General features: G+C 71.2%; 12 protein-coding genes. 2 read left to right on the forward strand and 10 right to left on the reverse strand.

All coding sequences use genetic code 11. The features are described from left to right. Window positions 1–159 precede the first annotated feature (159 nt). Window positions 160–849 carry a hypothetical protein gene (locus ACFYY2_RS16610; RefSeq protein WP_388742915.1) on the forward strand — a complete coding sequence of 230 codons (690 nt, stop codon included), beginning with the start codon at window positions 160–162 and terminating at the stop codon, window positions 847–849. A gap of 68 nt (window positions 850–917) precedes the next feature. Here ACFYY2_RS16610 and ACFYY2_RS16615 read toward each other — a convergent pair whose 3' ends face one another. The 10 genes from ACFYY2_RS16615 to ACFYY2_RS16660 all read right to left on the reverse strand — a co-directional run bounded on the left by ACFYY2_RS16615 (window position 918) and on the right by ACFYY2_RS16660 (window position 11797). After that, complete coding sequence (locus ACFYY2_RS16615; protein ID WP_388742918.1) at window positions 918–1490, reverse strand: DUF3291 domain-containing protein; 573 nt, start codon at window positions 1488–1490, stop codon at window positions 918–920. Between the two features lie 442 nt (window positions 1491–1932). Continuing rightward, window positions 1933–2763: an HAD family hydrolase gene (locus ACFYY2_RS16620; protein WP_388742920.1), complete on the reverse strand. Its 831-nt coding sequence runs from the start codon at window positions 2761–2763 to the stop codon at window positions 1933–1935. Then, window positions 2760–4037 (reverse strand): serine--tRNA ligase, encoded by a 1278-nt coding sequence (serS, locus tag ACFYY2_RS16625; RefSeq protein WP_388742923.1) that lies wholly within the window; start codon window positions 4035–4037, stop codon window positions 2760–2762. Before serS ends, ACFYY2_RS16620 begins: the two co-directional genes overlap by 4 nt. Window positions 4038–4638: 601 nt before the next feature. Further along, on the reverse strand, window positions 4639–5574 hold the full coding sequence (gene pheA, locus ACFYY2_RS16630; protein WP_388742924.1) for a prephenate dehydratase: 936 nt from the start codon (window positions 5572–5574) through the stop codon (window positions 4639–4641). Between the two features lie 32 nt (window positions 5575–5606). After that, entirely contained in the window at window positions 5607–6914 is a 1308-nt protein-coding gene (gene efeB / locus ACFYY2_RS16635; RefSeq protein ID WP_388742926.1) for an iron uptake transporter deferrochelatase/peroxidase subunit, read from the reverse strand. A gap of 5 nt (window positions 6915–6919) precedes the next feature. Further along, window positions 6920–8992: a copper resistance CopC/CopD family protein gene (locus ACFYY2_RS16640; protein ID WP_388742929.1), complete on the reverse strand. Its 2073-nt coding sequence runs from the start codon at window positions 8990–8992 to the stop codon at window positions 6920–6922. Between the two features lie 14 nt (window positions 8993–9006). Beyond that, on the reverse strand, window positions 9007–9453 hold the full coding sequence (locus ACFYY2_RS16645; protein WP_388742932.1) for a copper chaperone PCu(A)C: 447 nt from the start codon (window positions 9451–9453) through the stop codon (window positions 9007–9009). Continuing rightward, window positions 9450–10106: an SCO family protein gene (locus ACFYY2_RS16650; protein ID WP_388742934.1), complete on the reverse strand. Its 657-nt coding sequence runs from the start codon at window positions 10104–10106 to the stop codon at window positions 9450–9452. Before ACFYY2_RS16650 ends, ACFYY2_RS16645 begins: the two co-directional genes overlap by 4 nt. 45 nt (window positions 10107–10151) lie before the next feature. Further along, window positions 10152–10901, reverse strand: coding sequence for a YcnI family protein (locus ACFYY2_RS16655; protein ID WP_388742937.1), 750 nt, complete (start codon window positions 10899–10901; stop codon window positions 10152–10154). A 101-nt stretch (window positions 10902–11002) separates the two neighbouring features. Continuing rightward, window positions 11003–11797 carry a hypothetical protein gene (locus tag ACFYY2_RS16660; RefSeq protein ID WP_388742940.1) on the reverse strand — a complete coding sequence of 265 codons (795 nt, stop codon included), beginning with the start codon at window positions 11795–11797 and terminating at the stop codon, window positions 11003–11005. 258 nt (window positions 11798–12055) lie between these two features. On the opposite strand from ACFYY2_RS16660, the gene ACFYY2_RS16665 reads away from it, so the two are divergent. Beyond that, window positions 12056–12652: an ATP-binding protein gene (locus tag ACFYY2_RS16665; RefSeq protein WP_388742942.1), complete on the forward strand. Its 597-nt coding sequence runs from the start codon at window positions 12056–12058 to the stop codon at window positions 12650–12652. Window positions 12653–12695 lie beyond the last annotated feature (43 nt).

Below are 12695 nucleotides of genomic sequence, written 5' to 3' on the forward strand. Positions count from 1 at the left end.
AATCCGTGGCGTCGAGCTTTCGTGAATTCGGGGAACGCCGGCACCGGTGAGGAAGTGCCCGCCGGCCGGTCATCGAGCAAGTGGCAACCGTGAGCGCCCTCCGCCCTCTCAGCCCGGGGACAGGGCCCCCTGCCGTTCCCGCGCACGAAAGGCACTCCCATGCCCACCGAAGTCGCCCTGCTCGAATCCCACGCTCTCCGGGCCGAGCAGATGGGACGCGTCGAAGCCCTCGACAAGGTCAAGACGCTGGTCACGCTCCCCGACGGAATTCACCTTCGCACGGAGGACGTCGCTCGCTACTTCGAAGTGCCCACCGAGGTGGTCAGGAAGCTGACCCAGCGGCACCGGACCGAGGTCGGGGAAAACGGCCTGAGGCTGCTGCGGGGCGCTGAACTGCACACCTTCCAAAGGGACATGAAGTCGCTGCGGGGCGGTGAGGAGGGGGAGAGCTGTCCACAGGCGCCCACGCAGCTCACGCTGTACACCCGCAGGACGGTCCTCGCCGTCGCCATGCTTCTTCGTGACAGCGACATCGCGCGCAGCGTCCGGACCCACCTGCTCGACGCGGAGGGGGACCTGAGGACGTCGTACGTCTCCCTCGACCAGCGCGTCACCCGGATCGAGGGCTGTCTGGCCGGTGTGGGCAGCGCGCTCCAGGAGCTGGGCCCCGTGCTGGTGCGTATGTCCCAGCGGCTCGACTCCCTCGACCGCAAGCTCGACCGGACCCATCAGGCGGTCGGTGGCGTCGGCCTCCGGCTCGCCGACGTGGCACAGGACGTCGCCCGGCTCGACGCCCGCATGGCCGGCCCCGCCGACCTGTTGGGGGACGCGGGCCGCCGGAACGCCTGAGGCCGCCCCGGCCCGGAGGCCACCGGGAAGGAGGCGCCACCGAGGCCGTCGGTCCGGCGGACCGGCGTTCAGGCGTCCTTGTCCGCGCGGACCCGGTCGCTCTCCGGCCCGGTGCCACTGACCGCGGTCGGAGTTCCGTCCGGGGCGAAGGAGTCGCGGAAGGTGAAGGCGTGCGGCGCGGAGCCGTGCGCGTCGAGGTGCTCCAGCCTGGAGACCCCGTCCCGCCAGGTGGGTATCGCGTCCTCGGGGACCCACCAGAACACGTAGTTCGGGTGCTCCGCCCTCTCGAACCAGTCGTGACGCCTGCGCAGCGCCTCACGGTGCAGACCGGTGTAGACGGCGTCGAAGGCGGGGCGCAGGTCGGTCCAGAGGGACAGGGTCGTGGCCAGGGCGGTGGTTTCCGGCGTGTGGCCCTTGCCGTACCAGGCCGGTACGGCGAACTCTCCCCATGCGCCCCAGTCCGCGTCGAAGAGCACGCCCGGGGCGCCGTCCGCCGGTTCGGCACGCCCGAGGTATCCCGGTTGCCGCCCGATCGTCCCGTAGACGGCCTCACCCATGGCGTAGAACTCGCGTGTGAGAGGCGTGGGATCGGCGAGAGGTGACTTCAGGACGCCGAATGTGTACAGAGCAAGATGGGGCATGCGTCTCTCCCCGGTCGGAGTTGCCCGGTGCGGACCCGGTTCGGTGGCTTACGCATGGCGGACCCGGTTCGGTGGCTTCATACGCATGGGGCGCGGTTTCGTGGGGCGTGGCCGACGCGTCCCGCCGCGGGTGGCTCAAGCCCGCCGGAACTCCTGTGCGGTGCGGGCGATCGCCGAGGACCACGTGAAGGTAGCCGCCTTCGCGGCCCCTGTCGACGTTGCGCTTTCTCCGCGCACGTGGCTTCCCGCATACAGATGTCCGGCGGGCCGGGGCGATGCGTGGCGGGCCGACGGGGCGGGCGTCGTCCCGCCCTGCCCGCCGGGGGCGAGGATGTGTGAGGGCGGAGCAGACACGAGCCCCGGTGATCCCGGAGTGTGGAGACTCAGGGATCACCGGGGCTCGTACCCGCTCCTCGTCAGGCCCTCGGGCCGCCGGTGTGTCCTAGTGGCGGTCGTCCTGAGCGCGCGGGGCCGTGCGCAGCAGTTCCTCCAGCACGAGCGCGATGCCGTCGTGCTCGTTCGACGCGGTGATCTCGTGCGCCACGGCCTTCAGCTCGTCGTGCGCGTTGGCCATGGCGACCCCGTGCCTGGCCCAGCCGAACATCGGGATGTCGTTCGGCATGTCACCGAACGCCAGCGTGTCCGCCGCCTTGAGCCCCAGCCGGCGCGCGGCCAGCGAGAGGCCGGTCGCCTTGCTCAGCCCCAGCGGGAGGATCTCCACCACACCGGGCCCCGCCATGACCACGTTCACCAGGCCGCCGACCGCCTGGCGCGCGGTCCGTGCCAGCGCGTCGTCGTCGAGCTCGGGATGCTGTATGTAGATCTTGTTCAGCGGCGCGGCCCACATCTCGGCGGGATCCTTCATGTACTGGGCGGGCACCGGCCCTTCCTGCACCCGGTACCCGGGGCCGACCAGCACCTCCCCGTCGAGCCCGTCGCGGCTGACCGCCAGCGCCAGCGGGCCGGCCTCCGCCTCGATCTTGGACAGCGCGAGCCCGGCGAGCTGCCGGTCGAGCGTGAGCGAGGTCAGCAGCCTGTGCTCGCCCGCGTGGTAGACCTGCGCACCCTGACCGCACACCGCGAGCCCGTCGTAGCCCAGGTCGTCCAGGATGTGCCGGGTCCAGGGCACCGCGCGGCCCGTGACGACGATGTGCGCCGCGCCGGCCGCGGTGGCCGCGGCCAGCGCCTCCCGGGTGCGTTCGGAGACCGTGTGGTCGTCACGCAGCAGGGTGCCGTCGAGGTCGGTCGCGACGAGCTTGTAGGGGAAGCTCACTTGGAGACCGGCTCCAGCACTTCACGCCCGCCCAGGTACGGCCGGAGCATCTCCGGGACCCGCACCGAGCCGTCGGGCAGCTGGTGGTTCTCCAGGATCGCCACGATCGTGCGCGGTACGGCGCAGAGCGTGCCGTTCAGGGTCGACAGCGGCTGGACCTTCTTGCCGTCACGCATGCGGACGGAGAGGCGCCGGGCCTGGAAGCCGTCGCAGTTCGACGCGGAGGTCAGCTCGCGGTACTTGCCCTGGGTCGGGATCCACGCCTCGCAGTCGAACTTCCGGGAGGCCGAGGCACCCAGGTCGCCGGTCGCGACGTCGATCACCTGGAACGGCAGCTCGAGGCCGGTGAGCCACTGCTTCTCCCAGTCCAGGAGCCTGCGGTGCTCGGCCTCGGCGTCGGCCGGGTCGACGTACGAGAACATCTCGACCTTGTCGAACTGGTGCACGCGGAAGATCCCGCGGGTGTCCTTGCCGTAGGTGCCGGCCTCACGGCGGAAGCAGGGCGAGTAGCCGGCGTACCGCAGGGGCAGCTTGTCGGCGTCGATGATCTCGTCCATGTGGTACGCCGCGAGGGGGACCTCGGAGGTGCCGACGAGGTAGTAGTCGTCCTTCTCCAGGTGGTAGACGTTCTCCGCGGCCTGGCCGAGGAAGCCCGTGCCCTCCATGGCGCGCGGGCGCACCAGCGCCGGGGTCAGCATGGGCACGAAGCCGGCCTCGGTGGCCTGGGCGATCGCCGCGTTGACCAGGGCCAGCTCGAGCAGCGCGCCGATGCCCGTCAGGTAGTAGAAGCGCGATCCGGAGACCTTGGCGCCGCGCTCCATGTCGATGGCGCCCAGGGCCTCGCCGAGCTCCAGGTGGTCCTTGGGCTCGAAGCCCTCGGCACCGAAGTCGCGGATCGTGCCGTGCGTCTCCAGGACGACGAAGTCCTCCTCGCCGCCGACCGGCACGTCCTCGTGGACGATGTTGCCGAGGAGCAGGAGAAGTCGCTTGGCCTCGGCGTCCGCCTCATCCTGCGCGGCGTCGGCGGCCCTGACCTCGGACTTGAGCTGTTCGGCCTTCTTGAGGAGCTCGGCGCGCTCCTCGGGGGTGGCCTTGGAGACCAGCTTGCCGAGCGACTTCTGCTCGGAGCGGAGTTCGTCGAAGCGGACGCCGGACGACCTGCGCAGCTCGTCGGCGGAGAGCAGGGCGTCGACGAGCGCGACGTCCTCTCCACGGGCGCGCTGGGAGGCGCGAACACGGTCGGGGTCCTCACGGAGCAGGCGAAGGTCAATCACCCCTCAAGGCTACCGGTGCGGGGATCCGCCACTCGAACCGATATCACCGAGCGCGGCGCTTTGCCCGAATTGCCGGGATCGACAATCCTGGGGGCAATCGTGGACGCTCAGGGTCCGGGCGCTCGTCGATAAACGGACTCCATTGCATCGAAAAGGGAATAACCGGCCCGCGGTACGGCGCATCGACGGTGCGTGTGACGGGAGTTGGGGGCGCCTCTCCCGGACGGCTTGTCCACAGGGATCCGGTGATCCATTTAGTTATCCACAGGCTGTGAAGAAGATCTGTGGACATCGGAAGAGATCGTTCCGAAAGCGGCATGACGGGACAGGGATTCGTGTCTTAAACCTGAACCGTGCACTCATTCGGGTGGGTATTCGTCGTTCCCGTGCGTTGATCAAGGGAATCGGGTGGACGCGGGTGAGGTGTGACCTCATGGGTGATCTAGGTCGCCTGAGGTGATTTGTCGACCATGTCGCATTGCGGTGTCGACTTGTCCCCAGGTTGCGGGTGGGCCCTGTGGATAACTCTGTGTGGGGTGTGCCCGGCGATCACCTGCACACGGCGGTTCACGCCGCCGGACCGGGGACGTGCCCCAGCCCCTCAGGCTCTGCCGTCCTGGCTGCGCGCCAGCCAGTCGGACGCCTCGGTGAAGTCGGTGTCCGATGTCCCGGCCCGAACGGGGCCGACCTCCCCGGGCGTGACTCCGGCACGTGGATAGGACCCCAGGAACCGGACGTTGGGACAGATGCGCTTCAGCCCCATCAGGGCCTCGCCGACCCGGCGGTCCGCGATGTGCCCCTCCGCGTCCACGGCGAAGCAGTAGTTCCCGATGCCCTCCCCCGTGGGCCGGGACTGGATCAGCATCAGGTTGACCCCGCGCACGGCGAACTCCTGGAGCAGTTCGAGCAGGGCGCCCGGGTGGTCGTCCCCGAGCCAGATGACCACGGAGGTCTTGTCCGCCCCGGTCGGCGCGGACGGCCTGGCCGGGCGTCCGACCAGCACGAAGCGGGTCTGCGCGTTCTCCGCGTCGTGGATCCGGGTCACCAGGGGTTCGAGCCCGTAGGTCGCCGCCGCGAACTCGCCCGCGAAGGCCGCGTCGAAGCGCCCCTCCTGGACCAGCCGGGCACCGTCGGCGTTCGAGGCCGCCGACTCCCACACCGCGTTGGGCAGGCGGTCCGCCATCCAGTTGCGGACCTGGGGCTGCGCGGCCGGATGGGCGGTGACGGTCCTGACGTCCGACAGGTTCGTCCCGGGACGCACCAGCAGCGCGAACGTGATGGAGAGGAGGACCTCGCGGTAGATCATCAGCGGGGCGCCCGTGGTCAGCTCGTCGAGCGTCGCGCTGATACCGCCCTCGACGGAGTTCTCGATGGGGACGAGAGCCGCGGCTGCCTCTCCGCACCGCACCGCGTCCAGTGCGGCCGGTACGGAGACCATCGGCACGAGCTCCCGGGTGGCGGCCTCGGGCAGGGTGCGGAGGGCGACCTCGGTGAAGGTGCCCTCGGGGCCGAGGTAGGCGTAACGCGTGGCTGACATGCGGTCACCCTAGTGGGCCCGCACCGGGCGCCTCACGCCTCCAGAAGCCGCTGTCCCACGTACTCCCCGGACGCCGCGCCTCCGGGTACGGCGAAGAGCCCGCCGGCCTCGTGCCGGATGAACGGCGAGAGCGCGTCCCCCCGGTCGAGCTTGCGCTGCACCGGGATGAACCCCTTGAACGGGTCGGCCTGCCAGCAGACGAACAGCAGCCCCGCGTCCGGCGTCCCGTCGTCCGAGATGCCGTCGTGGTACGAGAACGGCCGGCGCAGCATCGCCGCGCCTCCGTTCTTCCCGGGGGAGGAGATCCGCGCATGGGCGTTGCCGGGCACGAGCAGTTCGCCGTCCGGTCCCGCCTTGTCCAGGTCCATCGGGGTGGTCTCCGAGCCGCCGCTGAGCGGAGCGCCGTCGGCCTTGCGCCGCCCGATGATCTGCTCCTGCCGCTTCACCGTCAGCTCCTCCCAGTCGTCGAGGAGCATCCGGATCCGCCGTACGACGACGTACGAACCACCCGCCATCCAGGCGTGGGCCGGGGGACCGCCGGACGGCACGAAGATCCGCTCGTCGAAGTCGCTCTCCGCGGGCTTCGGGTTGTTCGTGCCGTCGACCTGGCCCATCAGGTTGCGCGCGGTCATCGGCCGGTCCGTGGCACCGGGGGTGCGGTTGAAGCCGTTCATCTGCCAGCGCACGCGGGCGGCCGTCCCGGCCTCCTTCTGGAGCGCGCGCAGCGCGTGGAACGCGACCAGAGCGTCATCGGCGCCGATCTGCACCCACAGGTCCCCGTCGGACCGCTTCGGGTCGAGGTGATCGGAGGAGAAGGCGGGCAGCGGGTCCAGGGACGGCGGCCTGCGGTCGGTCAGACCGGTGCGGTCGAAGAAGGTACGCCCGAAGCCGAAGGTGACCGTCAGGGAGGAAGGCCCCGCGTCCAGCGCCACTCCCGTGTCGTGCCCCCGGCCCTCCGCCGGCTCGCCGGCCATCAGCCCCGCGGCCACGGCCGACCAGCGGCGCATGAGGGCGGCGGCCTCCTTGCGTCCCGAGCCCGGCGTGAGATCGAACGCGATCAGGTGCCCGCGAGCCTGAAGCGGAGTGGTGATCCCCGCTTGATGTTTCCCGTGAAACATCGCCTCGGTCGAGCCGACCGTGGTCAGGGCCGTCGGCTCGTCACCTCGGGTCGCGGCATAACCGCCCGCGCCGCCTGCCGCGCCGAGGACCAGGCCCGCCGCGCCCGCCGCTCCCGCGCCACCGATCAGCCGTCGCCGCGAGACGCCTCCTGAGTCACCCGAGGTGTCGAGGCGGGCGCCGGCGGGACGGCCGGCCCTGGGACTGGTCTTCTTCGTGCTCACTCTGCTCAGCCGATCTTCACGTTCTTGTCGACGGTCGTCTGGTCGATGTCCGACGTCCGCACGGTGACCGCGACCTTCCAGTCGCCCGCCATCGGGATCTGTACGTCGGCGGCCGTCCAGTGCCCCTCGGTGAGCCGGTCCGGCACCACCGGGAGGGGACCGATGTCCTTGGACTCCAGCGTGAAGGCGAGCTTCACCTCGGGGACGTCCATGGGGAGGTTCCCGGGCGCCTCGATCCAGAGGTGCACGTTGTTGGACCCGGTTCCGCCCGGCGATATGTCCATGCGCACGATGCCCTTCCCGCCCCGGCCGCCGGTGTCGAAGGGCAGGCTCACGGCCACCTGTCCGCCGGTCACCGGCGTGGCCGCGGCCGTGGTGCTGCCGCGGGCCGCCTCCTCCTCGGTCCGGCCGGGTTCGGTGGACGTGAGGATCGTCGTCACGACGAGCAGCACCACCGCGATGCCGGTCTCCACCAGCACGGAGCGGCGCAGCCCGGAGCGTTCGGGGTCGGCGTCCCGGGCGCGCTTCTCCTTCGTCGCGGTCAGAGCGGCGCGCTGCCGCGAGAGCTGGGCGGCACGTTCCGGATCGACGTCGTCCTCGGCCGTACCGCTCTCGTCGGTCTCTGCGATCTCGTCGGTCTCGTCGGTCTGGTCGGCCGTGGCGACGGCCGTGGTGACCGTCGCGTCCGAAGCCGCTGTGCCCACAGGGGTGTTCGGTACACCGTCGGAACCCGCGGCCCCGGAGGCGGCCGGTTCGCCGGGCCCGGCCGACGGGCTCCCCGCGGCGGCCGGAACCGGATCGGCGGATACGGCGCCCGCGGCCAGCCGCGCCGTCCACCGCCGTGAGATCCACGCGACGCCCACCAGCACGGCGACGAGCGCCACCTTCAGCAGCAGGAGCTGCCCGTACCGGGTGCCGGTCAGGGCGGACCAGGAGCCGACCTGCCGCCAGGACTGGTAGATCCCGGTCGCGGCGAGGACGACCACGCTGCCGAACGCCATCCGGGAGAACCGCCGAACGGCATCGCTCGAGATGTCCGGCGCCCGGTACAGGGCGACCAGCAGCGCGGCGAGACCGCCCAGCCAGGCGGCCACGGCCAGCAGGTGGAGCACGTCGACCGGCATGGCGATACCGGGCTGGACGCCCGTCGACGCGTGCTCGGCCAGGGCCCACGTACCGGCGATGCCCGCCGCGATGACCGCTCCGCCGATCGCGAGTCCGAAGGTGAGGTCCTGCTTCTCCTTCCCTTCCTCGCGCTTGGCGTACGCCCCGAAGAGCACGGCGATGAAGAGTGCGGAGGCGCCCAGGAGCAGCAGCCGCGAGACCAGCGCGGCCCCCGGCTTGGTGTCCAGCACCGTCTGCAGCCCGTCGAGGTCGAAGGCGTCCGAGAGCTTGCCGGAACCGGTGTACGGGCTGCGCAGGAGCAGCATGGCCAGGGTGGAGGCGGTGAGCGTGATCCAGCCGCGTACGACGAGCCGCTGCAGGGGACGGGACCCGGCTCCGCGCCGCCAGCACGCCAGCACGAAGGCGGATCCGCCCGCGAGCAGGATGAATCCGGCGTACGCGGCGTAGCGCGCGATGCCGTAGAGCACCCCCACGAGGCCCCCGCCGGCTCCGGAGGAGGGCAGTGCCACGGTCGTTTCCGAGGGGGCGCCGACGGAGAAGGTGAAGGCCCCGGACACCGGGTGGCTGTCCGCGGAGACGGCCTGCCAGGCCACGGTGTAGGTGCCGTCGGGCAGACCGCTGTGCAGCGTGACGCCGTAGCGCACCGCACCGCCCGCCGTGAGGTCACGCGGTGCGCCGTCGTCGGCGCGTTTGCCGTCCGGGTCCAGCACCCGGATCGAGTCGTCGCCCATGGCGATCTGTTCGGAGAAGGTGAGGGTGACCTCCTCCGGGGCGGTGGCGACCACCGCCCCGTCCTGTGGGTCGCTCCCGGTGAGGGCGGCGTGCGCGGACGCGGGGCTCGCGCCGGCCAGGACCAGGCCGAACAGCAGGCCGATCAGAGCGACGAGGAGCGGGACCGCGGCGAGCGGCCGTCGTGCCGGGGAGGGCCCGAAGTGCGGGGCGGTGGCTGTCATGGGGTGTCAGTACCTCACTGCTTCTTCGGGTTGTAGGTGGTCTCCTTCACGGGAATGTCGACCTTGATGGGGTCGGCCTTCTCGAAGTGCAGTTCCACGGAAACCGTCTGTCCCTGCTTGGGCCGCTGCTTGAGGTCCGTGAACATGATGTGGCTGCCGCCGCGTTCGAGGTCGAGTTCGCCGTTGGCGGGCACCTCGAACGACGTGACCATCCGCATCGTCTGATTCCGCGTCTCGTGGATGGAGACGTGGTCGGAGAGCGAACTGGTCACCGAGGTGAGCCGGTCGGTGGCCCCGCCGCTGTTCCTGACGAGGAGGAAACCGGCCGCCATGTCGCTGACGGGCTGCGGCATGAACGCCCCGGTGACCTCCAGACGTGGGGGACCGTCCGACGAACACGCGGTCAGGGCCAGCCCGGTGGCGAGCGTCAGCGTCCCCGCGACGGCCGTGCGCCGCCTCACGGGGTGGCCCCCTCGACGAGCTTCGGCAGGTCCTTCTCGTAGTCCTCGGCCGTGGTGTCCTCGCCGTAGAGCACATAGCCCTGGTCGGTCTTCGGGGAGAAGGCGATGACCTGGGCGCCGTGCATCGAGACGACCGTGCCGTCCTTCTCCTTCTTCGGCGGGTCGATGCCGATGCCGATCTGCCGCGCTCCCGCCTGGATGGCCGGGAAGTCGCCGGTGAGGCCGGTGAAGGCGGGGTCCTGGGCCTTGAGCCAGCTGCCCAGGGAGGCCGGGGTGTCCCGTTCCGGGTCGGTCGTGACGAAGACGACCTGGAGTGCGTCCTGCTGGGCCTTGGGCAGGGCGCGCTTGGCGAGCGCGATGTTGCTCATGGTCAGCGGGCAGACGTCGGGGCAGTTGGTGTAGCCGAAGTAGATGAGGGTCGGCTTGCCCTTCGTCCGTGCGCGCAGGTCGTACTTCTCGCCGTGCGTGTCGGTGAGGACGAGGTCGGGCTTGGTGAACGGCTGGTCGAGCACGGTCCCCGGCTTGGACGGGGGCTGGGTGGAGACGTCGGCGACGGACTTGTCCGCCGCGGCCTCGCCGCTGCCGCAGGCCGACAGGGTCAGTGCGGCCACGGCGGCGAACGCCGCGGCCAGCACCGTCTTCTTGCTGTGCATGGAGCTGATCCCTGGTCTGTCGTACGAGTGGTGGTCCCTGGCGGATCAGGCGGTGCGGCGACGGCCCGCGAGGACGCCGAACGCCACCCCCGCGACGCCGACGACGATGCCGACGATGCCCAGGACGCGGGCGGTGCCGTCACTGTTCGACGAGGACGCGGTCTCGGTGGCCGCCGTCTCCTTCTTCGCCTCTGCGGCGTGGTCGTCCTTGGCGTCCGCGTCGTCCTTGTCGTCCGCGGCGGCACCGTGGGCGCCTTCGGCGGGAGCCGACAGCGCGAGGACGGGAGCCGGGTTCTCGGGCTCCTCCCCACCCGCGGTGGGCTCCTCGATCCAGCGGACGACCTCCTTGTTGCTGTACGTCTGGAGCGCCTTGAAGACCAGCTGGTCGGCGTCCTCGGGAAGCTGCCCGACGGAGAGCGGGAACTGCTGGAAGAACCCGGCCTTGATGCCGTCGCCCTCCGCGGTCCAGGTCACCTTGGAGACGGCTTCGTTGATCTTCTTGCCGTGGACGTCGAGCGGCTTGGCCAGCTTGCTCTTGGTGACGTCGATCTTCCAGCCGGCCACCGGCTGCGGGCTGACCGACGAGAGGGGGTGGTCCGCCGGGAAGCTGACCTCGAGCTTCACGGTCGAGGCGTTGTCGCGCTCGTTGGGAACCTTGAAGTTGACGGTGGCGTAGCCGCCCTTCGCGGCGGGTCCCTGCGGCTGCACGCTGACGTGTGCGGAGGCGGTACCGGCGAGCAGCACGACGGCGGACGCGGCGACGCCGCCGGCGAGGGCGATGCGGGAAACGTTCATGGCGGTGATCACTCCACAGGACGAGAGGGAAGGCGGTCCGGCGCGCGGACGCACGACGGCATCACGACCGCCTCTTCACCGGGTCCGGCGGAGGGGTCGCGTCAGGCTGCGCGTACGTATACGGGCGGCGGCCCGCGCCTGATCACCATGTGCTGCAGAGGATCCCCGGTGGCGGGCACACGTGCGTCCGCGCCGCTGCGGGGGAAGGCCGGCGCGGTCGTGAGCTGCCCGGGGAGTCCCGCGCGCAGGGCGCGCACGAGTGCCATCGCCGCGCGCAGGGCTCCGAGCCGGGCCCCGGCGGCGAGCTGACGGCCGCCCCTGGCCGAGATCGTGGCCAGCCGGAAGAGCGCGATCTCACCGCGCCGCAGCAGCCAGCCCGTGGCGACCGCGGCGAGCAGATGTCCCAGGAACATCGGCAGGCTGGGCAGCCCGGTCAGCAACGAGGCCATGGACATCGGGTCCGCCCCGGAGGCCAGGTGCGTGTGCCCCTGGGTCACGGTCGCGGGGTCGAGCCCGGCGGTCGTCACGATGCGGTGGGCCTCACCTGCGCTCAGCCGCGTCGATCCCTCGCCGCACACGAGCCCTGCGGCGAAGCGGATCAGCGAGTCGTCCGCCGCGGCGCCGGGCGCGTGCCGTCCCAGTCCGAAGAGGACGTGGAGGGCGACCTGCCCGGCCGCGAGAGCGGCGGTGATCGACAGGAGGGTCCGTTCGCGTCCGGCGAGCACGGCGGCCACGGTGAACACCCCGGCGAAACCGGCCGCCAGGGGCCACCCGGAGACTCCCGTGCCCGCGGCCATCCCATGCCCGGCCGCGGCGAGCACGACACAGACCGCGGTGAACACCGCGGTCCTCAGGAGCCGCATACCGGCTCCGGCGCGTGCGACGGGGATAGACATGGCCGGGTCATCATCGCACCCGGCCCCCGGTCCCCGTACGGCAGGTCCGGAAGGTCGGCATCCGTCCCATCCGGGAGTGATCGGGACGTGTTGCACCTGTTCACGCCCCCTCCGAGGCCCTCGTCCCGCCGGGTATACACCGAGGACCGGAATATCCGCATCCGCCGAATGAGCGCTGTCACAGGGGATTTGTGCTTACGGAGGGTTCTCCCCGGCAATACGTAACGGTATGTCGAGCCGCAGCCAGGAGGCTGGAGCATGAGCATGTGGTGGTCACTGCATCTGCGGCGCGAGGCTGCGAGCGTCCCGCTCGCCCGTCGTTTCCTGCTCGGCACCATGGAGACCGCCGGGGTGGACCCGGACGTCTCCTACGATCTCTCCGTCGCGCTCAGCGAGGCCTGCGCGAACGCCGTCGAGCACGGCGGCGGACATGACGACGCGGACGAGACCGGCCACGATCGGGCCGGCCACGCGTGCGGCCAGTACCGGGTCACCGCGTATCTGGACGGCGAGAAGTGCCGGATCGAAGTCGCCGACTCGGGGCCGGGCTTCCCCGTACGGCGCACGCTTCGCGCCGCGGCACGACCGGGCGCCGGACACTCCGCGGACCAGCAGCCGTCCGCCGCCGGACACTCCGTGGACCAGCAGCCGTCCGCCGTCGGTCCAGCGGCCGACGCGTGGCCGGCGCGCACCACCGTGCACCCTCCGGAGACCGCGGAGAGCGGCCGGGGACTCGGCCTGATCGAAGAGCTCGCCGATCACGTCCACTTCGGCAACCGCCCGGGGCGGGGGGCCGTGGTGAGCTTCGACAAGATCCTCAAATGGCGGGAGGGCGCGCTGCTCATGGTGTCCTGAGCAGCGCGCCCTCCGGTGCGCGGGCGCGGATTCCCGCGCCCAC

The sequence above is a fragment of the Streptomyces sp. NPDC001822 genome (assembly GCF_042892135.1).
Lineage (GTDB): Bacteria > Actinomycetota > Actinomycetes > Streptomycetales > Streptomycetaceae > Streptomyces.

Coding starts and splice junctions, on each gene's coding strand:
- pheA (WP_388742924.1), bottom strand. CDS start 5,574: ATGTCAGCCACGCGTTACGCCTACCTCGGCCCCGAGGGCACCTTCACC.
- ACFYY2_RS16660 (WP_388742940.1), bottom strand. CDS start 11,797: ATGTCTATCCCCGTCGCACGCGCCGGAGCCGGTATGCGGCTCCTGAGG.
- ACFYY2_RS16640 (WP_388742929.1), bottom strand. CDS start 8,992: ATGACAGCCACCGCCCCGCACTTCGGGCCCTCCCCGGCACGACGGCCG.
- ACFYY2_RS16650 (WP_388742934.1), bottom strand. CDS start 10,106: ATGCACAGCAAGAAGACGGTGCTGGCCGCGGCGTTCGCCGCCGTGGCC.
- ACFYY2_RS16610 (WP_388742915.1), top strand. CDS start 160: ATGCCCACCGAAGTCGCCCTGCTCGAATCCCACGCTCTCCGGGCCGAG.
- ACFYY2_RS16655 (WP_388742937.1), bottom strand. CDS start 10,901: ATGAACGTTTCCCGCATCGCCCTCGCCGGCGGCGTCGCCGCGTCCGCC.
- ACFYY2_RS16615 (WP_388742918.1), bottom strand. CDS start 1,490: ATGCCCCATCTTGCTCTGTACACATTCGGCGTCCTGAAGTCACCTCTC.
- ACFYY2_RS16665 (WP_388742942.1), top strand. CDS start 12,056: ATGAGCATGTGGTGGTCACTGCATCTGCGGCGCGAGGCTGCGAGCGTC.